This is a genomic window from Streptomyces sp. NPDC002306 (assembly GCF_053593435.1).
On record NZ_JBSFCK010000008.1, the window covers coordinates 1 to 21,142 of the forward strand.

Annotated in this window: 17 protein-coding genes and 1 rRNA gene; 9 read left to right on the forward strand and 9 right to left on the reverse strand. The window is 70.1% G+C overall.

Going from position 1 to position 21,142, the window contains the following annotated elements; genetic code table 11:
* Positions 1–160 precede the first annotated feature (160 nt).
* A 5S ribosomal RNA gene (rrf, locus tag ACWCQK_RS17555) occupies positions 161–277 on the forward strand.
* A 291-nt stretch (positions 278–568) separates the two neighbouring features.
* On the opposite strand, the gene ACWCQK_RS17560 is transcribed toward rrf, so the two are convergent.
* From ACWCQK_RS17560 to ACWCQK_RS17590, 7 genes are all read right to left on the reverse strand, one after another.
* The gene (locus tag ACWCQK_RS17560) at positions 569–2,098 is read right to left on the reverse strand and encodes a type VI secretion protein (protein WP_451156043.1); all 1,530 of its coding nucleotides are present in this window, start codon (positions 2,096–2,098) and stop codon (positions 569–571) included.
* A 16-nt stretch (positions 2,099–2,114) separates the two neighbouring features.
* On the reverse strand, positions 2,115–3,542 hold the full coding sequence (locus tag ACWCQK_RS17565) for an ATP-binding protein (RefSeq protein ID WP_451156044.1): 1,428 nt from the start codon (positions 3,540–3,542) through the stop codon (positions 2,115–2,117).
* A gap of 6 nt (positions 3,543–3,548) precedes the next feature.
* On the reverse strand, positions 3,549–5,108 hold the full coding sequence (locus ACWCQK_RS17570) for an SCO6880 family protein (RefSeq protein WP_451156045.1): 1,560 nt from the start codon (positions 5,106–5,108) through the stop codon (positions 3,549–3,551).
* Positions 5,105–6,460 carry a hypothetical protein gene (locus ACWCQK_RS17575; RefSeq protein WP_451156046.1) on the reverse strand — a complete coding sequence of 452 codons (1,356 nt, stop codon included), beginning with the start codon at positions 6,458–6,460 and terminating at the stop codon, positions 5,105–5,107. Before ACWCQK_RS17575 ends, ACWCQK_RS17570 begins: the two co-directional genes overlap by 4 nt.
* Entirely contained in the window at positions 6,450–7,316 is an 867-nt protein-coding gene (locus tag ACWCQK_RS17580) for a hypothetical protein (RefSeq protein ID WP_451156047.1), read from the reverse strand. Before ACWCQK_RS17580 ends, ACWCQK_RS17575 begins: the two co-directional genes overlap by 11 nt.
* A gap of 176 nt (positions 7,317–7,492) precedes the next feature.
* Complete coding sequence (locus ACWCQK_RS17585; RefSeq protein ID WP_014673544.1) at positions 7,493–7,801, reverse strand: hypothetical protein; 309 nt, start codon at positions 7,799–7,801, stop codon at positions 7,493–7,495.
* Positions 7,802–8,251: 450 nt separating this feature from the next.
* Positions 8,252–8,851 carry a TetR/AcrR family transcriptional regulator gene (locus ACWCQK_RS17590; RefSeq protein ID WP_451156048.1) on the reverse strand — a complete coding sequence of 200 codons (600 nt, stop codon included), beginning with the start codon at positions 8,849–8,851 and terminating at the stop codon, positions 8,252–8,254.
* Between the two features lie 89 nt (positions 8,852–8,940).
* On the opposite strand from ACWCQK_RS17590, the gene ACWCQK_RS17595 reads away from it, so the two are divergent.
* From ACWCQK_RS17595 to ACWCQK_RS17610, 4 genes are all read left to right on the forward strand, one after another.
* A complete protein-coding gene (locus ACWCQK_RS17595; RefSeq protein ID WP_451156049.1) occupies positions 8,941–9,897 on the forward strand; it encodes an oxidoreductase in 957 nt (318 codons plus the stop codon).
* Positions 9,898–9,983: 86 nt separating this feature from the next.
* Complete coding sequence (locus ACWCQK_RS17600) at positions 9,984–10,874, forward strand: trypsin-like serine peptidase (RefSeq protein WP_451156050.1); 891 nt, start codon at positions 9,984–9,986, stop codon at positions 10,872–10,874.
* A gap of 102 nt (positions 10,875–10,976) precedes the next feature.
* Positions 10,977–11,984 (forward strand): C40 family peptidase, encoded by a 1,008-nt coding sequence (locus ACWCQK_RS17605; RefSeq protein ID WP_451156362.1) that lies wholly within the window; start codon positions 10,977–10,979, stop codon positions 11,982–11,984.
* A gap of 257 nt (positions 11,985–12,241) precedes the next feature.
* Positions 12,242–12,949, forward strand: coding sequence for a phosphatase PAP2 family protein (locus tag ACWCQK_RS17610; RefSeq protein WP_451156051.1), 708 nt, complete (start codon positions 12,242–12,244; stop codon positions 12,947–12,949).
* Between the two features lie 429 nt (positions 12,950–13,378).
* On the opposite strand, the gene ACWCQK_RS17615 is transcribed toward ACWCQK_RS17610, so the two are convergent.
* On the reverse strand, positions 13,379–14,962 hold the full coding sequence (locus ACWCQK_RS17615) for an FAD-binding oxidoreductase (RefSeq protein ID WP_451156052.1): 1,584 nt from the start codon (positions 14,960–14,962) through the stop codon (positions 13,379–13,381).
* Positions 14,963–15,302: 340 nt separating this feature from the next.
* Here ACWCQK_RS17615 and pstS point away from each other — a divergent pair, with 340 nt between their 5' ends.
* From pstS to pstB, 4 genes are all read left to right on the forward strand, one after another.
* A complete protein-coding gene (pstS, locus tag ACWCQK_RS17620; RefSeq protein ID WP_451156053.1) occupies positions 15,303–16,433 on the forward strand; it encodes a phosphate ABC transporter substrate-binding protein PstS in 1,131 nt (376 codons plus the stop codon).
* 137 nt (positions 16,434–16,570) lie between these two features.
* Entirely contained in the window at positions 16,571–17,578 is a 1,008-nt protein-coding gene (gene pstC, locus ACWCQK_RS17625) for a phosphate ABC transporter permease subunit PstC (RefSeq protein WP_451156054.1), read from the forward strand.
* Entirely contained in the window at positions 17,575–18,639 is a 1,065-nt protein-coding gene (gene pstA, locus ACWCQK_RS17630; RefSeq protein ID WP_451156055.1) for a phosphate ABC transporter permease PstA, read from the forward strand. Before pstC ends, pstA begins: the two co-directional genes overlap by 4 nt.
* Positions 18,640–18,680: 41 nt before the next feature.
* On the forward strand, positions 18,681–19,457 hold the full coding sequence (gene pstB, locus ACWCQK_RS17635) for a phosphate ABC transporter ATP-binding protein PstB (RefSeq protein WP_451156056.1): 777 nt from the start codon (positions 18,681–18,683) through the stop codon (positions 19,455–19,457).
* A 679-nt stretch (positions 19,458–20,136) separates the two neighbouring features.
* Here the strand turns inward: pstB and ACWCQK_RS17640 are convergent.
* Positions 20,137–21,135, reverse strand: coding sequence for an anion permease (locus ACWCQK_RS17640; RefSeq protein ID WP_451156057.1), 999 nt, complete (start codon positions 21,133–21,135; stop codon positions 20,137–20,139).
* Positions 21,136–21,142 lie beyond the last annotated feature (7 nt).

Sequence of the window (21,142 nt, forward strand, 5' to 3'; positions counted from 1 at the left end):
GTTGATAGGCCGGATCTGGAAGCCCAGTAATGGGTGGAGGTGACCGGTACTAATAGGCCGAGGGCTTGTCCTCAGTTGCTCGCGTCCACTGTGTTGGTTCTGAAACCACGAACAACCCCGCCATGGCCACATGGTGGTGCGGTTGTCAGTTTCATAGTGTTTCGGTGGTTATAGCGTGAGGGAAACGCCCGGTTACATTCCGAACCCGGAAGCTAAGCCTTTCAGCGCCGATGGTACTGCAGGGGGGACCCTGTGGGAGAGTAGGACGCCGCCGAACAAATTGTGAGAGAACCCCTGGCCGGGATAACCGGCCGGGGGTTTTCTGCGTTTAGGCAGCAACGCGCGGAGCCGAACCGCGGAAGGGATGCCCGGAGCGCGGCAGTTGGTCGCCGTGGGGCTGAGCGGGGACTGGGCCGGGACGCTGACCGTGCTCGTCGAGGAGGCCGGCACGCGGGACTGGGCCGGGTTTCCGGTCGAGCGGGCGGATGCGTGCTGTTGGGGAGGCCAGCCACAGCACCCGGTGCGTCCGAGGTGGAGTTCGTCGTAGCGCCCGTGTGAGCGGGCCTGGTCACACCGGGAGTTCGTGGTGGGGCCAGCGGGAACGGGCCTGTTCCCGGGAACGGAGCAGGGCCAGGGTGGGAAGACCCCGGTCCGCTCCGGTGGCCAGCAGCTCCGGGAGCTGGGGAAGCGGAGCCACCGCCGCGACGTCGTCCAGGACGAGCGTCAGTGGTGGGTCGAGGCGACCGGAGGATGACCGTTCGGCCATGCGCCGGCCACGCTCGACCACGCTGGAGACGAGGGCCGTCAGAAGCGGCATCGCGCCGGGGTTCGTCCGGGGGTCCTCGATGGATTCACCGACCACATAAAGCGTGCCCCCTTCATCGAGGAAGGAATCCAGCGCGAGCGCGTCAGTTCGGTTCGGTGTGCAGGCTTCACGGATGTTGACCGTGAACAGCGAGGACAGCGCTCGGCTCGCCAACTCCTGGGCGATGTCCCGTCGTTCGGGATGCGAGGTGAGGGCGGCCTCCAGCTCGCCCGCCGAGCCCGGGGCCGCCTTCGGGTTCGTGCGAAGGGTTCGTACCGCGTCCTGGATCTGGGTGCCCTGGGACCAGCGGTGGACGTGGCGGATGGTGCGCCCGTCGATCGCGGCGGCGTGCAGATAGCTGCGCAGGAGCGTTTCGGCGGTGTCGCTGACGGCTTGGTCGATCTTGGCGGTGGGGCGGACGGGGGTGAGGAGGGCGACGGCTCGCCGCACCGCGGTCTGCTTCTCCTCGCAGCCCGCGGTGGGGGACCAGTGCAGGCGGGCCGGGGTGTCGCAGAGGTGGGTGGGGTCGTAGAGGTGGACCGGGCCCAGTTTGGCGCGGGCGTCCTTCGTGTCCTGCCAGAGGGCGGGGTTCGAGGTGACGACGAGGGTCGCGCCCTCCGCGTCGCGCACGGCCTGGGTCGCGGTCGCATGACGGGTCTCGGGGGTGGCGTAGAGGACCGTGCCGTCGGCGCGCTTCGGCTCCCACGCGCCGAGTCGTTCGACGGCGAGCAGCGAGGCGACGGGCTCCGGGCCGCCCACCGGCACCGTCGGGGTGGGCGTCGGCTGTGACCCGGCCGTCTCGACCCTCTCGGCAGGCACCGCCGACACGGTCGGTACGGCCGCTTCGGCCGGTACGGGCTCCGGCGTCCGTACCGGCCCCCGCGGCACCGGCACTTCATGTGGTTCCGGGGCACCGGCCGCCGCCGCTGCGCGTCTTCTCGCGCGGCCCGCGCGCCAGCGGGCCAGCGTTCCCACCACGAAGACGGTCAGCACGAGCAGGACCATCAACTGGCCGATGAACAGGCCCCAGAAGAGGCCGTATCCGGAGAGGTGGGCCGGGGGCGTGTCCGGCCAGGCACCGGGCATGTCGTGCGGCTGGGCGATCAGTTGGCGCATGGCCATCGGTGTACGGGTGAAGGTGACCCCGGTGGGCCAGGAGCCGTGGGCGAACAGGCCGGCCAGGCCGGTGGCCGACCACACCAGCAGGGTCATGCCGAGGAGGAACGCGAGTATCCCGACCAGCAGGCCGTCGGGAATACCCCCCTCGGAGCTCGGGCGGTCGTCCGGTCTCATGCCAGGGAAACCCCTTCTACGCCACCGTCGACTCGGACGAGCCGTCCAGGTCGCTCAGGTGCTGTTCCATGAAGGCCGCCGCCCTTTCCTCCGCCTCCAGTTCGGCGGCGCGCAGCGCGTCGTCGTTGGAGATCAGGTCGCTGGACGACTCCGTCATCGCCCGGTCGGTGAAGACCAGCGGGCGTTCCGTCTCGGTGACCAGGTGTTTGACCACCTGGACATTGCCGTTGACGTCCCAGACCGCGATGCCGGGGGTGAGCGTGGGGATGATCTCGACGGCCCAGCGCGGCAGCCCCAGGACCCGGCCCGTCGCCCTCGCCTCGTCGGCCTTCTGGGCGTAGATCGTCCGGGTCGACGCCATCTTCAGGATGGCCGCAGCCTCCTTCGCCGCCGCTCCGTCCACCACGTCGGACAGGTGGTGGACGACGGCCACGAAGGACAGGCCGAGACGGCGTCCGAACTTCAGCAGCCGCTGGAACAGCTGGGCCACGAAGGGGCTGTTGATGATGTGCCAGGCCTCCTCGACCAGGAAGATGCGCTTCTTCCGGTCGGGGCGGATCCAGGTGTGTTCGAGCCAGACGCCGACGATCGCCATCAGGATCGGCATGGCGATGGAGTTGCGGTCGATGTGGGAGAGGTCGAAGACGATCAGCGGCGCGTCCAGGTCGATGCCGACCGTCGTCGGCCCGTCGAACATGCCGCGCAGGTCACCGTCGACCAGGCGGTCCAGGACCAGGGCGACGTCCAGGCCCCAGGCCCGTACGTCGTCTATGGCGACGTTCATCGCCTCGGCCGACTCCGGTTCCGGGTGGCGCAGTTGCTCGACGATGTCGGTCAGGACCGGCTGGCGTTCGACGACCGTCTCGTTGACGTAGGCGTGGGCGACCTTGAGGGCGAAGCCGGAGCGTTCGTCCAGGCCGTGGCCCATTGCGACCTCGATGATGGTGCGCAGCAGCGCCAGCTGGCCCGTCGTCGTGATGGAGGGGTCGAGCGGGTTGAGGCGGATTCCGTGGTCCAGGGCGGCCGTCGGATCCAGGCGGATGGGAGTTATTCCCAGCTCCTGGGCGATGAGGTTCCATTCGCCGACCCCGTCCTCGCCCTGCGCGTCCAGGACGACGACCTGGCGGTCGCGGAAGCGCAGTTGCCGTAGGACGTACGTCTTCTCCAGGGCCGACTTGCCGTTGCCGGACTCGCCGAGGACGAGCCAGTGGGGGGCCGGCAACTGCTGGCCGTAGAGCTGGAAGGGGTCGTAGATGTAGCCCTTCCCGGAGTAGACCTCGCGGCCGATGATGACGCCGGAGTCGCCGAGGCCGGGGGCGGCGGTGGGGAGATAGACCGCCTGGGCCTGGCCCGTCGAGGTGCGCACCGGGAGCCGGGTCGTCTCGACCTTCCCGAAGAGGAAGGACGTGAAGGCGTCGGTGAGGACGGACAGCGGATCCCGCATCAGGTCCTACCTCCGAATGCCGGTGGCGAAGGGAAGTGTGTTCACGAAGGCGCGGTGGTGCTCACGGTCGCACCACTCCAGTTTCAGATACGACTTGCCGGCCGAGGCCCTTATGGTCCGCTTGTCGCGGGCGAGTGCCTCGGGGTTGCGGGAGGAGACGGTGATGTAGCCGACCAGGTTGACGCCGGCCGCGCCGCTGGCGAGGTCCTCGCCACGCTGATCGAGGCGGCCGTGGGCGGCCACGTCACGCGGGTCGACGGTGCGGTTCATCTTGGCGGCGCGGGACGCCTCCGCCTCGTCGTTCGTCTTCTCCGTCAGCATGCGCTCGATGGCGACCTCGGTGGGTTCGAGGTCCATCGTGACGGCGACCGTGCGGATGACATCCGGGGTGTGGACCAGCAGGGGCGCCAGGAAGTTGACGCCGACCGGGGTCATCGGCCACTCCTTGACCCAGGCGGTGGCGTGGCACCAGGGGGCGCGGGTGGAGGACTCGCGGGTCTTCGCCTGGAGGTAGGTGGGCTCCATGGCGTCGAGCTCGGCCGGCCAGGCGTTGCGCTTGGTCATCGCCTGGATGTGGTCCATGGGGTGGTCCGGGTCGTACATGGAGTGGATCAGGGACGCGAGGCGGCCCTGGCCCAGCGGCTGGCGGACCCGGATGTCCGCTTCCTGGAGGCGGGAGCAGATGTCGGTGAGCTCGCGGGCCATGACGACGGCGAGTCCCGCGTCACGGTCGAGCTTGCGGCCGGCCGTGGGGCGTGCCGTGCGGGCCATGGCCTGTGCCTCGGCGGCCAGTTCGCGGTTGAAGTGCATGCAGGCGACGAGGTAGGCGCGGTGCTGCTCGCTGCTGGTGGACACCATCGACTGGAGCTGCTCGTACGACTGGGTCAGCCATCCCGGTGCCTTCTCGTCGCCGCGGACGGACACGTCCTTGGCGTGGGCGTCCGGGTCGGCGGGGAGGGTGCGGGCGAGCATCTGGAGGCGGGTGACGAAGCCGTCGCCGTTCGCCACGTGCTTGAGGAGCGTGCCGAAGCGGTCGACGAGGGCCTCCTGGTCCTCGCTGTCGCGCAGGCCGACGCCGGGCCCCTCGATCTCGATCGCCGCGGTGACCGTACGTCGGTCGGCGTGCAGGAGGACGGCGATCTCGTCGGGGCCGAAGGGCGCGGCCAGCCAGCTGATGCGGCCGATGCCGGGCGGCGGCCCGATCTCGATCTCCCGTCCGTCGACCCGGGTGCCCGCCTCCATGACGGAGGAGCGGTACGCGGTGCCCCGGCGAAGGGTCCTCTTGTAGCTGCGGTTGACCTCGAACCACCGGTAGAACGTGCGCTGTTTGTACGGCACGTAGACGGCGGCGAGGGCGAGCATCGGGAAGCCGGTCAGCAGCACGATGCGCAGGGACAGGACGGGGACGAGCAGCCCGCACATCATGCCGAGGAACGCGCCGACGACGATGAGCGCGATCTCGCCGGACTCGCGGTTGCGGCCGACGATCGCGTTCGGCCGGGCGCGGCCGATCAGATATGAACGGCGGGGCGTGATCGGATGGGACAGGTGGGACTCGGTCGTCAACGCCCTTCACCTCCCGTGCGGTTGGTACTGCTGTTGCGGGTGTTGCCGGCGTGCGGGGAATTCGCCGGGCTGCTGGGGGAGCGCGGCGCGGGTGCGGCGGAGGGGACAGATCCGCCGCCTCCGTTCGGGGTGCGCGTGCTGTGCGCTGCCACTCCGCCGGAGGCGGGGTTGGCCGGGCGGGGGCCGTTGGAACCGGACTGGCCTCCGCCGCCGTTGTTGTCGGCGCGGGTGCTGTGCGTCTTGATGCCCTGCGCGACCAGGGTCGCCGGGGAGCTCATGACGGCCGCGGCCTTGCCCTCGGCGCCCTGCATGATGCGGTTGTTGCGGGAGTTGGCGATCTCGTCGCCGAAGCCGGGGACGAAGCGGTAGATCATCGCGCTGGCGAAGATGGCGAGCAGGATGATCGCGAGACCGGAGACCACGGCGGAGAAGGCGTCGGGGCCTTCGTCGGTGGACAGGGCGCCGGCGAGGCCGAGCACGATGACGATGACCGGTTTGACCAGGATCACGGCGATCATGATCCCGGCCCAGCGGCGGACGTGGCCCCACAGGTTCTTGTCGACCATGCCGGCGTAGACGACGGTGCCGAGGAGGGCGCCGACGTAGAGGAGCGCGGCGCGGATGACCAGCTCGAGCCACAGGACGCCGGCGGCGAGGATGGAGACGAGGGACACCACGATCAGCATGATCGGGCCGCCGCCGATGTTCTCGCCCTTGGCGAGGGCGCTGGAGAAGTTGCCGAAGAACGAGTCGGTCTGGTTGCCGGTGGTCTTCGCGAGGACCTCGGTGATGCCGTCGGTCGCCGAGACGACCGTGTAGAGGATCAGCGGGGTGAAGGCGGAGGCCAGCACGGTGAGCCAGAGGAAGCCGACGGCCTCGGAGATGGCGGTGGTCAGGGGGACCCCGCGCACGGCCCGCTTGGCGACCGCCAGCAGCCACAGCAGCAGCGTCAGGACGGTCGACGCGGCGAAGACGACCGCGTACTGCTGAAGGAACTTGGGGTTCGTGAAGTCGACGTTCGCGGTGTCCTTCACGGCCTCGCTGAGCTTGTCGACGGTCCAGGACGCGGCGTCGGCACAGCCCTTGGCGAGGGAGGAGAGGGGGTCGAGGGTGTCGGTGGTGCTGGGGGCGGTGCTGCCGGAGGGGGCGTTGCCGCGTTCGCAGTACTTCTTGGCGTCGCCCACGATGAGACGGCAGTCGCTGTTCCCGGACGGCGACGGCGAGCCCGAGGGTGACGGCGACGGGCTGGGTGTGGGCGCGGCGAAGGCGCGGGTCGCCAGCAGCACGGCCGACGTCTGTACGGCCGTGACGATTCCGGCGAGCCTGAGCACGCGGTGCGCGTTACCGGGCATACGTGAACCCTCCGTACTCCTCGATGGCCTTGCTGATCTCGTCGGAGCTGGCGGCCTGGTCGTCGCCCGGGACCGGGGCGGGGCCGTCCTGCTGGGAGTCCGCGGTGATCTTCCAGTCGCCGCCGGACCACTGCAGGTCGAACGTCCAGGTCTTCCAGGTGGAGGTGACGGGGTCGGTGGAGTCGTCCCCCGACATCCCGATGAGCCCCATGCACCAGACCGCGACCTTGGCGGTGGTGTTGCCGTACGCGTGGACGGTCGTGCCCACCGGGATCACCCGGGAGACGAACGTGCTGCCTTGCGGGGCCTTGCCGTTGGCGTCGAGCCCGAGCTTGCCGAGGAAGTCGGCCGAGTAGGCCCGGTCCATCGGGGCCTGGAGCCGGGTGGCCGCTCCGGAGGTGTAGAGGGCGTCGACGAAGGCGTGCCGGCTGTCCTTGCGGAACATGCCGGTCGAGCCGAGGGCCACGGAGTAGTTCGCCGCGGCGGACTGGGCGCCCTGCTGGGTGTCGGCGAACCCCGAGGGGATCCCGCCCGCCCTCGACTCCACCGGCTTCGTGCCGCTCGCCGCGGTCGACGACGTCCGGGGTCGGCTGTCGCCCGCGCTTGCCGTTCCGCTGCCGTCGGTGTCCGCGGGGTCGTCTCCTCCACGGTTGGCGAAGGCGATCGCCGCGACGAGCAGCACCACCACGCCGACCACCGTGACCAGGCTCCGGGAGGAGGAGCGGCCGCCGCGTCGGGCGCCCCCGTAGGGGTCGCCGTCGGGCAGGCGGGTGCGGGTCTGGCCGCTGCCCCCGTAGCCGCCGTCGGCACCGGTGCGCGTGGTGTCGCCGTAGCCGTGATCGTCCCCGAGGCTCATGTCGCGTACGCCCCCTCGGCCTCGTACCGAAAAGCATGGAAGTACGACGGTAGCCGCGCTGGTTTCCGCGCGGGCGCGGTGTGGTGACTCGACATCAGGGAAACGCAACCTCAGCCGGTGGGCACGACGGGCGGGTGGGGTGGAGGTGGGACCGGGCGCGCCCGGGAGGAGCGGGGCTAGACGGCCATGCCGTACACGATGGTGAACAGCGTGCCGAGTGAGCCGATGATGAAGACGCCCGTGAGGCCGGCGATGATGAGGCCCTTGCCCTGTTCCGCGCTGAAGGTGTCGCGCAGAGCCGTCGCGCCGATGCGCTGCTTGGCGGCGCCCCATACGGCGATGCCGAGGCAGAGCAGGATGGCGACCGCCATCACGACCTCGATCATCACCTTGGCCTCGTTGCCCAGGCTGCCGAAGGGGCCCCAGTCCGGAGCGATCCCGCCGATGATGGTGTTGATGTCTCCCTTGTCGGCCGCAAAGAGCATGTAAGTCACCGCCCCTGGTGGGTAGTTCCGAGGGCCCCTGCGGTGTGCAGAGGTCAGGCCTCATTGTCGCCGACAATGGCGCTGTCGTATGTCGACTTGGCGTCATTGGTTGGCGGGTTTCGTACGAACACCTGGCGAAGGGCCGTATGGTCACTCTGTGTATCACGCCTGGTCACGCCGGGCAATGAAGTCGGAGCGGAACCTGTGGTGTGGTTCCGTCGTTGTCCCTTTTTCGCGTCGATGTTCTCGGGATGAAGGTTATCGGGTACGGCGGACGGGACCTCACGGCCGCTGGTGGCGTGCGGTGGTGACTGTGCGTCAGTCGACGTGGGCCGCGTTTCCCTCCGGGGCGTCCCGGTCGGCCTGAGGGCCGCCGGGTGCTCGTCGCGCCCGCCCTCGTCGACCCCCCGGTCCGCGGTGGCGACGCCGGGGGCTCCAACCGGGCCTGGGTCAGCGGGGCTTGAGGCCGTGCAGGACGTGGTGCACGTACTCGTCCACGCCGGCCAGGGCGACCTCCGGGTCGAGGCTGCCGTTGGCGGTGAACGCGGCCAGGCCCTGGATGCCGGCGGCCGCGACGAGGGTGATGTGCCCGGAGTCGCCCTCGACGATCTCGCCCCGCTGCTGGGCGCCGGAGATCAGCCGCTCGAAGGAGCCCACCGACCGGTCGACGGCCGAGGCCAGCTGCTCGGAGAGGTCGGTGTCGTGCTTGCGCGCGTACATCAGCTCCAGCAGCGCGGCGTTGCCGACGGCGAAGCCCAGATACGCCCGGGCCAGCGCGGTCAGCCGTGGTTCGAGCGGCAGCGCGGGGTCGTCGGCGGCCTCCAGGGACTGGGCCAGCCGCTCGTACCCGGAGAGCGCGAGGGCGTCGAGCAGGGCCTGCTTGTCCTTGAAGTGCCGGCCGGGGGCGGCGTGGCTCACACCGGTCTCGCGGGCCAGTTCGCGCAGGGACAGCGCGGCCGTCCCCCGCTCGCGCAGGGTCCGCTCGGCGCTGTCGAGGAGCGCGGTGCGCAGGTCTCCGTGGTGGTAGGGGCGCTGGGGCATGCGCACCATCGTATCCCGATGTTGTCACTGTCAGCATAGATGGCACTGCCAACAATGTTGTCGTTGACATCATTGTTGTCGCCGCCTACATTGGCGGCATGGCTGACCACATGAAGACCCGGAATCAGAGCAAGAACGAGAAGATCGACGAGAACGGCAAGAAGGCGCGGGGTGGCCCTGCCCTCGACCTTCCCGACCTGTCCGGCCGCATCGCCGTCGTCACCGGCGCCAACAGCGGCATCGGCCGCGCCGCCGCGGAGGCGCTGGCCGGGGCCGGTGCGCACGTCGTGTTCGCCGTACGGGACCCGGAGCGCGGCCGGGCCGCGGCGGCGGCCGTGCGCGGCTCCACGGAGGTGCGCCGGCTGGACCTCGCGGACCTGGCCTCGGTACGGGAGTTCGCCGCGTCGTGGACGGGCCCGCTGGACCTGCTGGTCAACAACGCGGGCGTGATGATGCTGCCGGAACTGCGCACGAAGGACGGCTTCGAGATGCAGTTCGGCACCAACCACCTCGGACACTTCGCGCTGACGAATCTCCTCCTGCCCCACCTCACGGATCGCGTCGTCACCGTCGCCTCCGGCGCGCACCGCATGGCGGACGGCATCCACTTCGACGACCTCGACCTGACCGGGCGTTACACCCCGCAGCGCGCCTACGCCCAGTCCAAACTGGCCAACCTCCTGTTCACCCTGGAACTCCAGCGCCGGCTGACCGAGTCCGGCTCACCGGTCCGGGCCCTCGCGGCCCACCCGGGCTGGGCCGCCACGAACCTCCAGGGCCGGGTGTCGAACCCCTTCGCCCGGGTGGCCATGACGGTCGGCAACCGGTTCCTGGCCCAGGACGACCGGGCGGGTGCCCTGCCCACGCTGTACGCCGCCACGCGGGACCTGCCCGGCGCGAGTTACGTCGGTCCGAGCGGTCTGGCGGAGATGCGGGGCGTCCCGACGCTGGTCGGGCGGACGGCCGCGGCGAGCGACCCGGTGACGGCACGGCGGCTGTGGGAGGCGTCGCAGGAGCTGACGGGTGTGCGGTTCGCGGTGGGCGTGGGGGCCTGAACCCGGTCCCCGGGGGCGGGTTGGGCGACCGGCCGTCCCACTCCGGGCCTTCTCCCCGGCCGCCTTCATGGGTCAAGGTGGGCCCGGTGAAGCGCACGCTCGGCATCCTGGGCACCCGTAGGCACGCGCTGCTCGGCGCGCTCGTGCTGCTGGCCGCCGCGTCGGCCTCGACGGCGGCCGCGGGCGACGGGACCGGTCCTCTCGGGGTGACCGCCGTCGCGACGGCGACCGGGCCCGCCGCCCGGGTCGGGGCGCTCTTCCCCGCCGGGCGGGCCGCAGGACTCGTCGGCGGACACTTCTGCACCGCCTCCGTGGTGCACAGCCCGGACCGCGACCTCATCGTCACGGCGGCGCACTGTCTCGCCGGGAGGAGCGGGGCGTTCGTCTTCGTACCGGGGTACCGGGACGGCGAGGCGCCCTACGGGGTGTGGACGGTCCGGCGGCGGTTCCTGCCGGACGTGTGGGCCGACGGGCGGGGCGACGTACCGGGCGACGTACCGGGCGACGGACCGGCCGACGTGCGGGGCGAGGACAGTGACGTCGCCTTCGCCGTCGTCGAGCGGCAGGGGGATGAAGCGGGCGCGGGAGGTGCGGGAGCCGGGGGAGCCGGGGGAGACGAGGGTGCCGGCGGCGGGAAGGGCGAGAAGCGGGTCGAGGATGTCGTCGGTGCCAACCGGTTCGCCGCGGGGGTGGCCACCGGCGCGACCGCGGTGACCCTCACCGGGTATCCCGACGCCCGCGAGGTGCCCGTCAGCTGCACCGACAAGCCCACCGCGCTCGGGTCCCGCCAACAGCGCGTCGGCTGCCCCGAGTTCAGCGGTGGCACCAGCGGCAGCCCCTGGGTGAACGGTGACCGCCAGCTCGTCGGCGTGCTCGGCGGCCACGAGCGGGGCGGGAACACCGCCGACATCTCGTACAGCGTGGTGTTCGGGAGCGAGGCCCGGGAGTTGTACGAGGACGCGGTGAGCGGTTTCTAGCCGCCGACGCGCGCGGACGCGTCGACCTTGGCCATGATCACCCCGCTGTGGCGGGGCCGCCTCTACACTGACGTGGGCGGACTCCCGGTCGGTGAGGGGCGGTTGACGGTGCGTAAGACGTGGGTCGTGGTCACCGCTGTCGGCGGTGCCGGTCTCGCCTTCGTGATGGTGCTCGTCATCGCGGTGTACGTCGTCGCCGGGAACCTCGCGGGCGGGGTGGGCGGCGGAGCCAGGGCGCTGGCCAAGGGGGCCGTGCCCGCCGCGTACCAGACGCTCGTGCAGAGGTGGGGCAACCTGTGCCCGGCGCTCAACCCGGCGCTGCTCGCCGCCCAGCTCTACCAGGAGAGCGGGTTCAACCCGAGTGCCAAGAGCCCGGCCGCCGCGCAGGGGATAGCGCAATTCATCCCCGGGACGTGGGCCACCCACGGCATCGACGGGGACGGGGACGGCGACCGCGACGTGTGGGATCCGAATGACGCGATTCCGTCGGCCGCTTCGTACGACTGCCAACTCGCGTCGTACGTGAAGGACGTGCCGGGGAACGCCACGGACAACATGCTCGCCGCGTACAACGCGGGGGCCTACGCGGTCATCAAGTACGGGGGCGTCCCGCCGTACCGGGAGACCCGGAACTACGTGAAGACGATCACGACGCTGGAGGACTCCTTCGCCGCGCCGGTCAGCCGGGTCGATCCGTCGAAGCAGGCCGCGGGAGCCATCTACTACGCGCAGAAGAAGCTCGGCACCCCCTATCTCTGGGGCGGCAACGGCACCGCTGACCAGGGCGGACGGTTCGACTGCTCGGGGCTGACCAAGGCCTCCTACGCGAGCGTGGGGATCACGCTGCCTCGGGTCGCCAACGACCAGTACAACGCCGGGCCGCACCCCAAGCGCTCCGAACTGCTCCCCGGGGACCTGGTGTTCTTCTCCCACGACCTCACCGATTCGCGGGCCATCCACCACGTGGGGATCTACGTGGGTGGCGGGTACATGATCGACGCGCCGAGAACGGGTGCCGTGATCCGGTTCGACCCGATCGACACGTCCGAGTACTTCGGTGCCACGCGGGTCACCGAAGATGGCGCGAAAGCGCTGCCGACCACGGTATGAACCGAGCGTGAACCCACCCCCTGAGCTGCGGCGATGTATCTCTCTTCGATAACGTCTGCGTGATCATTCGGTGGAGTGTGGAACGTACTGAGCGGGGCCGTGCGTTCCTGTGGGGGTAGCCCCGCCGGCGGGAGTCGGCACGTGTCACGTGCGCGGGTGCGCGCGGCGGAACGGAAACGGATCCACGGACCACGGGGGTGGGCAGCAGCGGCGCACGTGAAGTGCGCCCGGGAGAACGACGAAGGGGCCACAGCGCCATGGCTGGACTCGCTGAATCCGGGTCGAACCCCGACGTCGACCTGCTCTACGACATCAACGGTCTCGCCAAGGACGCGCCGCACTGGTTCGACCGCGGGGTCGAGCTCGTCGGCGAGTACGGGCTGCTGGCCGCCATGGTGGTGCTGGTGATCTGGTGCTGGTGGACCGTGCGCCGTCGGGGCGGGGACGAAGCCGCCCCGACCGTGGCCGGGCTGGTCTGGGCGCCGCTTGCGGCGGGCATCGCGGTGCTGGTGAACGTGCCGATACGGGGGTTCGTGGAGCGGCCTCGGCCCTTCCGCGACCACCAGGGACTCGATGTCCTCGTCTCCGGCAAGACCGACTACTCCTTCGTGAGCGACCACGCGACGATCACCATGGCGATGGGCGTCGGGCTGTTCGTCGCGAACCGGCGGTTCGGGCTCGCCGGGATCGGGCTGGCGCTGCTGGAAGGGTTCTGCCGCGTGTACATGGGCGTGCACTACCCGACCGACGTCGTCGGCGGCTTCGCGCTCGGCACGGCGGTGGCCCTGCTGCTGTCGCCGCTGGCCACGCTGATGCTCACCCCGGTGGTGAAGGCCGTGGAGCAGGCGCCGAGGGCCGGACGCCTGATTCGGCGGCGGTCGCCGGGGGACGGCGGGGACGCGGTGGTCCCGGGTGCGCGCAGCGCGCCCACGACCGGAACAGAGGAACGCGACCTCGCGGCTTGAGCACGGCTGCGGCGCCTGCGGCGACTGGGGGCGGGGGCCCTGGGAGCGTTTGCGGCGCAGGCGGGTCGGGGCTGGGGGTCGTAGCGGCGCAGGCGGGGGCCTGGAACGGTCTGCGGCGCAGGTGGCGAGGGCCGGGGGCGGTCTACGGCGCAGGCGCGGAGGTGCCCTGAGCTGGGCTGTCTACAGCGGTTGGGCGCAGGCGCACGGTGGCTTCTCAGCGCTGCGGGGCAGTCGTCCAGGGGCGACCGCGACCAGCTTTCCTAGGGGGCGCGAGCAGCTGTCCTGGAGGTCGCGGTCGTAGAGGCGTCTGGAGAGCAGCCCGCGGGCGTACGTGCACAGGTGTCTGGGGAGCGGTTGAGTGTGGGGGCCCGCGTGCCGTCGGCTTCGGGGGCCCGCGAGCGGGTGGGCGTGGCGCTCGCGGGCCGTTGGCTACAGCGCCTGCGGGTAGGTGAAGAAACGATTCGGGTCGTACTGCTTCTTCAGCTTGGCCAGACGCGTCGCCGCCTGGCCGTAGTACGCCTTGCGCCAGTCCGTCAGGGTCGGGTCCGTGTAGTTCTGGTAGGCCGCGCCCGAGGCGTAGGGCTTCATCGCGCGGTGGGCCGTCGTCAGCCAGGACTGGGCCGTGCTGCCCGAGGACCCGGCTCCCCAGGAGGCTATGTACTGCGCCAGCATGCGTGAGCGGCGGTGCACGAAGGCCGTCGCGGTGGGCGAGACCCGGTTGACCGCGCCGCCGAGGGCGGTGAGCGCGATGCTGCCGGCGCCGCCGCGGGCCGAGCTGATCTGGGTGAGCAGGGTCTGGATGCCGGCCGTGGACAGGGAGCGGTCGAAGAAGTCCGAGCGCGCCGCGTACGTCTCGCGGCCCAGCGCGCCCTGCGGGGAGCGGCCCGGGGTCGAGCCCGGCAGATGGCACTGGGGGTCGGTGGCGAAGGAGGAGCAGCCCGCGTAGATCTCCATCGCCTCCTCGTAGCCGCGGCGGCGGAGCGAGACGCTGCTCGCCGGGGCGCCGACCCGGTCGGCGAGACGGTCGACCGCGTTCTGGAGCTCGCCGTACGTGCCGAGGGAGAAGGCCGCGACGGAGATCTTGGGGGTGCCGCTGCCGTTCTCCAGGTGCAGCGAGGACCAGATCTCGTCCGGCTGGGACGGTCCCCACTCCTGCCAGGCCTTGATCACCGCGGCCGCCTTGGCCCACGGCCAGGTCAGGTATCCGGTGACGGCCTGGGGGGCGGCGTGGGTGCGGAACTGGAGTTCGGTGACGACGCCGAAGTTGCCGTTGCCCGCGCCGCGCAGGGCCCAGAAGAGGTCCTTGTTCTCGGTGGCGTTGGCGGTCAGCTGCTTGCCGTCGGCGGTGATCAGGGTCGCCTGGGTGAGGCTGTCGCAGGTCAGGCCGTACGCGCGCGAGGCCACGCCATGGCCGCCGCCCAGCACCAGACCGGAGACGCCCACGGTCGGGCACGAGCCCGCCGGGATCGTCACGCCCTTCGCGGCGAGCCCGCGGTAGACGTCGATCAGCTTGGCGCCCGCGCCGACGACCGCGGTGCTGCCGCTGCTGCGGACCCGGTTGAGCTTGGAGACGTCGACGATCAGGCGGCCGTCGCCGGAGGACCAGCCCGCGTAGGAGTGGCCGCCGTTGCGGATCGCGACCTGAAGGTGGTGGGCGCGGGCGTAGGCGAGGGTCGTGCGGATGTCGTCGGCGTGGGCGACATAGGCGACCGCCGTCGGCTTCAGGGTGTCGAAGCGGGTGTTGTAGAGCTGGTGGGCCGTCTGCCACTTGGCGTCGCCGGGGCGGACCAGGATGCCGTCCAGGTCGTGGGCGAGCGCGGTCCAGTTCGCGGGGACGGACGCGGCCGTGGTGCGGAGAGAGGGGGTGGCGGAGGCTCCGACGGAGGCTCCGGTGGTCGGGGGTGGAGTGCCCTGCGAGGCCGCGGACGACCCCGTTTCCCCGCCTTTGCACCCGGCCGTCACGACCGCCGCTATCGCGGCCGTGCCGCCTGCTATGAACGTACGCCGTTCCATGTGGCCTCCTGCCGGTTTCTCGTCGGACGAGACGAGTGCCCCGGGCGAAAGGTTCCCCTGGCAGGACGGTGGAGCCGCATGTCACACCGTGCGGCGGAGACGGGCATGAACGGGCATATCGTCGGGACCTCCACGTGTTCTCCCTGTGAGCATTCCGTGACCTAACCACACCGCCCTCAGGGGTTCACCCTCCGTTCACCTGTGGCCGTAGGCGGCTTCACCTGATCTGCCTAATTTCGGCCTTACCCGATGCGGGACGCACAGTTCATCTGCGCCTCTCATCGATCAGTCAACGCACGCCGTCGGACAGGCCGACGGCTCCTGGAAGGAATTTCCTCAAGTGAAGCTTCAGCGCATGAACCGGCGGGCTCTCGCTCTCGGCGCTCTCGCCGTCTCTGGCGCCCTGGCCCTCACGGCGTGCGGCTCGGACGACACCAGCAGCGGCACCGGTGGCAGCAGCGCCTCCGCCACCACGGACGCCAGCAGCATCAAGTGTGACGACGCCAAGGGTCAGCTCCTCGCCGACGGCTCCTCCGCTCAGAAGAACGCCATCGACGCGTGGGTCAAGCAGTTCACCGCGGCCTGCAACGGCGTTCAGATCAACTACAAGGGCGGCGGCTCCGGCGCCGGCGTCACCGCGTTCACGCAGGGCCAGGTCGCCTTCGCCGGTTCCGACTCCGCGCTGAAGCCCGAAGAGGTCACCGCCTCGAAGTCGGTCTGCAAGGACGGCACCGGCATCGACCTCCCGATGGTCGGCGGCCCCATCGCCGTGGCGTACAAGCTGGACGGCGTGGAGGACCTCGTCCTCGACGCTCCGACCATCGCGAAGATCTTCGATGGCAAGATCGCCAAGTGGAACGACGCCGCGATCAAGAAGCTGAACCCCAGCGCCAAGCTCCCCGACCTGAAGATCCAGGCGTTCCACCGCTCGGACGAGTCCGGCACCACGGACAACTTCACCAAGTACCTGATCGCCACCACCCCGGACAACTGGAAGTACTCCGGCGGTAAGGCCTGGCAGGCCAAGGGCGGCCAGTCGGCGTCCGGTTCCTCCGGTGTCGCCGCGGGCGTCAAGCAGACCAACGGTGCCATCGGCTACATGGAGCTGTCCTACGCCAAGGACGGTCTGGGCACGGTCTCCGTCGACACCGGCGCCTCCGCCCCGGTGAAGGCCTCCTCCGAGGGCTCCACCAAGGCCATCGCGGACGCCAAGGTCGTCGGCACGGGCAGCGACCTGTCGCTCAAGCTGAACTACGCCACCAAGGCTGACGGCGCCTACCCGCTTACCCTGGTCACGTACGAGATCGTCTGTGACAAGGGCAACAAGGCGGACACCCTTCCCGCCACGAAGGCGTTCCTCCGCTACATCGCCAGCGAGCAGGGCCAGGGTGTCCTCTCCGGCATCGACTACGCGCCCATCCCGGCCGAAATCAACGCCAAGGTCCGCACCACCATCGAGGGCCTGAGCTGATCTGAAGGCGCGGTCCGGTCCTGGGAGCCCGGGACCGGACCGCGCCGTCCGGTGCACCGCCGCCAGGAGCCGCCGTAGGTACGGACGGCTCCGCCGAGCTGCTCCGACCGAGTGGCTCCGCAGACCGGAGAAACCCGATGGATATATCTACACAGAACACACACGTTCCACCCCCGACGCCCCGGCCCTCCGAGGCTCAGCGCAAGCGCGCCACACGTGGCGCCACCCGGCCCGGTGACCGAATCTTCCTCGGTCTGTCCCGTGGGTCGGGCATCCTGCTGCTCGTGATCATGGGCGCGATCGCCGCCTTCCTCGCCTACCGCGCTTCCCTCGCGATCAGCAAGGACGACGCCAACTTCCTCACCGCCTTCGAGTGGAACACCGGCCTTCAGCCGCCGGCCTTCGGCATCGCGGTGCTGGCCTTCGGCACGGTCGTCTCCTCGCTCGTCGCCATGGTCATCGCCGTCCCGATCGCTGTCGCCATCGCGCTGTTCATCACGCACTACGCGCCGCGCAAGCTCGGCGGCACCATCGGGTACGTGATCGACCTGCTCGCCGCCGTGCCGTCGATCGTGTACGGCCTCTGGGGCGCCCTGATCCTCGTACCGCACATGAACGGCCTGTTCGGCTGGCTGAACGAGTTCTTCGGCTGGACCGGCGTCTTCTCCTGGGACGAGGGCGCGCCCCGCTCGATGCTCACCGTCGGCATCCTGCTCGCGATCATGATCCTTCCGATCATCACCAACGTGAGCCGCGAGGTCTTCCGCCAGGTCCCGCAGATGCACGAGGAAGCGGCTCTGGCTCTCGGCGCCACGCGCTGGGAAGTCATCCGGATGTCCGTCCTGCCGTTCGGCCGCTCCGGCGTCATCTCGGCCTCGATGCTCGGCCTCGGCCGTGCGCTCGGTGAGACGATCGCCGTCGCCACGGTGCTCTCGCCGAGCTTCGACATCCAGGCCAGCCTGCTCAACCCGGGCGGCGGAACGTTCGCCCAGAACATCGCCAGCAAGTTCAGTGAGGCGACGGAATTCGGCCGTGACGCGCTCATCGCCTCCGGTCTGGTCCTGTTCGTCATCACCCTGCTGGTCAACGGCGCGGCCCGCATGATCATCGCCCGCCGCAAGGAGTACTCGGGGGCCAACGCATGAGCCACGCAGCCGTCGTCAGCGACAAGCGGCGCAGCACCCTGCGCGGTGCCAGCCTGCCCAGCTGGTCCCCGTGGGCCATCGCCGGAGGCTCCGTCGTCCTCGCGATCGCCATCGGCCTGGGCGCCGGCCTGGACAGCCGCGTCCAGTGGGGCCTGATCGCCGCGCTCCTCTTCGTCTTCGGCACGTACGTCATCGCCGCGCGCGTCGAGGGCCGCCGTCAGGCCAAGGACCGCATCGCCACCTCGCTCGTCTGGGTCGCCTTCCTCATCGCCCTGATTCCGCTGGTCTCCCTGATCTGGGTGACCGTGCAGCGCGGTGTGAAGGTCCTGGACGTCTACTTCCTGACCCACTCCATGGGTGTGGTCGCCGACTCCGAGCCGGGCGGCGGTATCTACCACGCCATCCTCGGCAGCCTCGAGCAGGTCGGGCTCGCCACCGTGATCGGTGCGCCGATCGGTGTGCTCACCGCGATCTACCTGGTGGAGTACGGGCGGGGCAACCTCGCCCGGACCGTCACCTTCTTCGTCGACGTCATGACGGGTATCCCGTCGATCGTCGCCGGTCTGTTCATCCTCAGCCTCATGCTGATGTTCGACATGCAGCCCTTCGGCTTCGCCGGCTCGCTCGCACTGGCGATCCTGATGATGCCGGTGGTCGTGCGCTCCACCGAGGAGATGCTCAAACTCGTCCCGAACGAGTTGCGCGAGGCCTCCCTCGCGCTGGGTATCCCGAAGTGGCGCACGATCCTGAAGGTGGTCCTTCCGACCGCGATCGGCGGCATCACCACCGGCATCATGCTGTCGGTGGCCCGTATCGCGGGCGAGACCGCGCCGGTGCTGCTGCTGGTGTTCGGCAACCCGTTCATCAACGCCAACCCCTTCGAGGGTGCGCAGGCCTCGCTGCCGCTGTACATCTACCAGCAGTACTCGCAGAGCGCTGGTTCGAGTGCGGCGTACGACAGGGCCTGGGCGGCGTCGCTGACGCTGATCGCCTTCGTGATGATCCTGAACCTGGTGGCCCGCGGCATCGCCCGCTGGAAGGCCCCGAAGACCGGTCGCTGACGCGGCCCTCGGCGACTGAAGATTCTGGAAGTGAAGTAGTCATGTCCAAGCGAATCGACGTAAGCGGACTCACCGCCTACTACGGCTCCCACAAGGCGATCGAAGACATCTCGATGACGGTCGAGCCGCGCTCGGTGACGGCCTTCATCGGCCCGTCGGGCTGTGGCAAGTCGACGTTCCTGCGCACGCTCAACCGTATGCACGAGGTCACCTCGGGCGGCCGGGTCGAGGGCAAGGTGCTGCTGGACGACGAGGACCTCTACGGCGCCCACATCGACCCGGTGTCGGTGCGGCGTGAGATCGGCATGGTGTTCCAGCGGCCGAACCCCTTCCCCACCATGTCGATCTTCGACAACGTGGCGGCGGGTCTGCGCCTGAACGGCAACTACAAGAAGAGCCAGCTGAGCGACGTCGTGGAGAAGTCGCTCAAGGGCGCGAACCTCTGGAACGAGGTCAAGGACCGTCTGAACAAGCCCGGTTCGGGTCTGTCCGGTGGTCAGCAGCAGCGGCTGTGCATCGCCCGCGCGATCGCGGTCGAGCCGAAGGTCCTGCTCATGGACGAGCCCTGCTCGGCGCTCGACCCGATCTCCACGCTCGCCATCGAGGACCTCATCGGTGAGCTCAAGGAGCGCTTCACGATCGTCATCGTGACGCACAACATGCAGCAGGCCGCGCGTGTCTCGGACCGTACGGCGTTCTTCAACCTGTCGGCGGTCGGTCAGCCCGGCCGGCTGATCGAGATCGACGACACGGAGCGGATCTTCTCCAACCCGTCGGTGCAGGCCACCGAGGACTACATCTCGGGTCGCTTCGGCTAGGCCGACCGGTCTGTATGACCCCTTGCGGTGCTGCATGGCGGTGCCACCGTGAGGCAAAAAAGGGCCCGCCCCCTGGCTCCCGGGGGGCGGGCCCATCGCCGTCCCCGGGGCCGCGCCTCGTCCCCGGTCCCTGGGGCTCTGCCCCGGACCCTGTTCGGCCTGGACGGCCTCGTCCTCAAGCGCCGGACGGGCTGGATTGCCGCTGGCCGGCGTTGTCCGCATTGCCGTCGGCAGAGTTGTGAGCAACGCGGCTGGCGGTGTCGGGAAAGCTGTGGGTATTGCCGCTGACCCGTGTTGTCCGGGTCGCTGTCGACCAGAGCCGCGGGCAGTTGTGCCGCTGGGGCGGCACGGGTGGGCGCGGCGGCACCCCGTGGGCGCCGGGTTGCGCGGCCTCCCCCCTTACCCGCACCGGACCGAGTCGTCCCCCGTACTCGCACCGGACCTTGCCGTCCCGCCGTACTCGCACCGGACCTTGCCGTCCCGCCGTACTCGCAGCGGACCTTGCCGTCCCGCCGTACTCGCAGCGGACCTTGCCGTCCGCGCTGTACCCGCGCCGGACCGAGTCCTCCGCGCCGTACGCGCCCGCACCGAGTCGTCCGCGCCGTAAGCGCACCTGACGGAGTCCTTCGCGTCGTCCCGCACCGGACCGAGTCGTTCGCGCCAGGCGCGCGGCCCCGTGCTACAAGAACGCCAAGTTCACGAGCCAGAAGCTCGCCGCCGCGACCAGTGCCGCTGCCGGCATCGTGATGAACCAGCCGAGGACGATGTTCTTGGCGACGCCCCACCGCACCGCGTTCACGCGCTTCGTCGCGCCGACGCCCATGATGGCCGAGGTGATGACGTGGGTCGTGGAGATCGGCGCCTTGAAGAGGAACGCCGTGGTGAACATGATCGACGCACCGGTCGTCTCCGCCGCGAACCCCTGCGGCGGGTCGAGCTCGATGATCTTGCGGCCGAGGGTGCGCATGATGCGCCAGCCGCCGGCGTACGTGCCCAGCGACAGCATCACCGCGCAGACCAGCTTGACCCAGACCGGGATCGGGTCGCTGTAGTCCTCGACGTCGGCGATGACCAGCGCCATCACCACGATGCCCATCGTCTTCTGGGCGTCCTGGAGGCCGTGCCCGAGGGCCATGCCCGCCGCCGAGACGGTCTGCGCGATGCGGAAACCGCGCTTGGCCTTGTGCGGGTTGGCCTTCCGGAAGATCCACATGATCGCGGTCATGACCAGGTAGCCGACGATCAGGCCCACGATCGGGGACAGGAACATCGGGATCACGATCTTGTCGAGCACCCCGCTCCAGTAGACCGTCGTACCGCCCGCGAGGGCCGCGCCGACCATGCCGCCGAACAGCGCGTGCGAGGAGGACGAGGGCAGGCCGAAGTACCAGGTGACCAGGTTCCAGGTGATCGCCCCGACCAGCGCCGCGAAGAGGATGCCCATTCCCTTCGAGCCCTCGGGGGTCTGGATGATGCCTTCGCTGACGGTCTTGGCGACCCCGCTGCCGAGGAAGGCACCGGCGAGGTTCATGACCGCGGCCATGGCGAGAGCGGCGCGGGGCGTCAGTGCCCGGGTCGAGACGGAGGTGGCGATCGCGTTGGCGGAGTCGTGGAAGCCGTTGGTGTAGGTGAAGAAGAGCGCGACCGCGATGGTCACGACCAGGGCGAAGGTGTCCATGAACTAG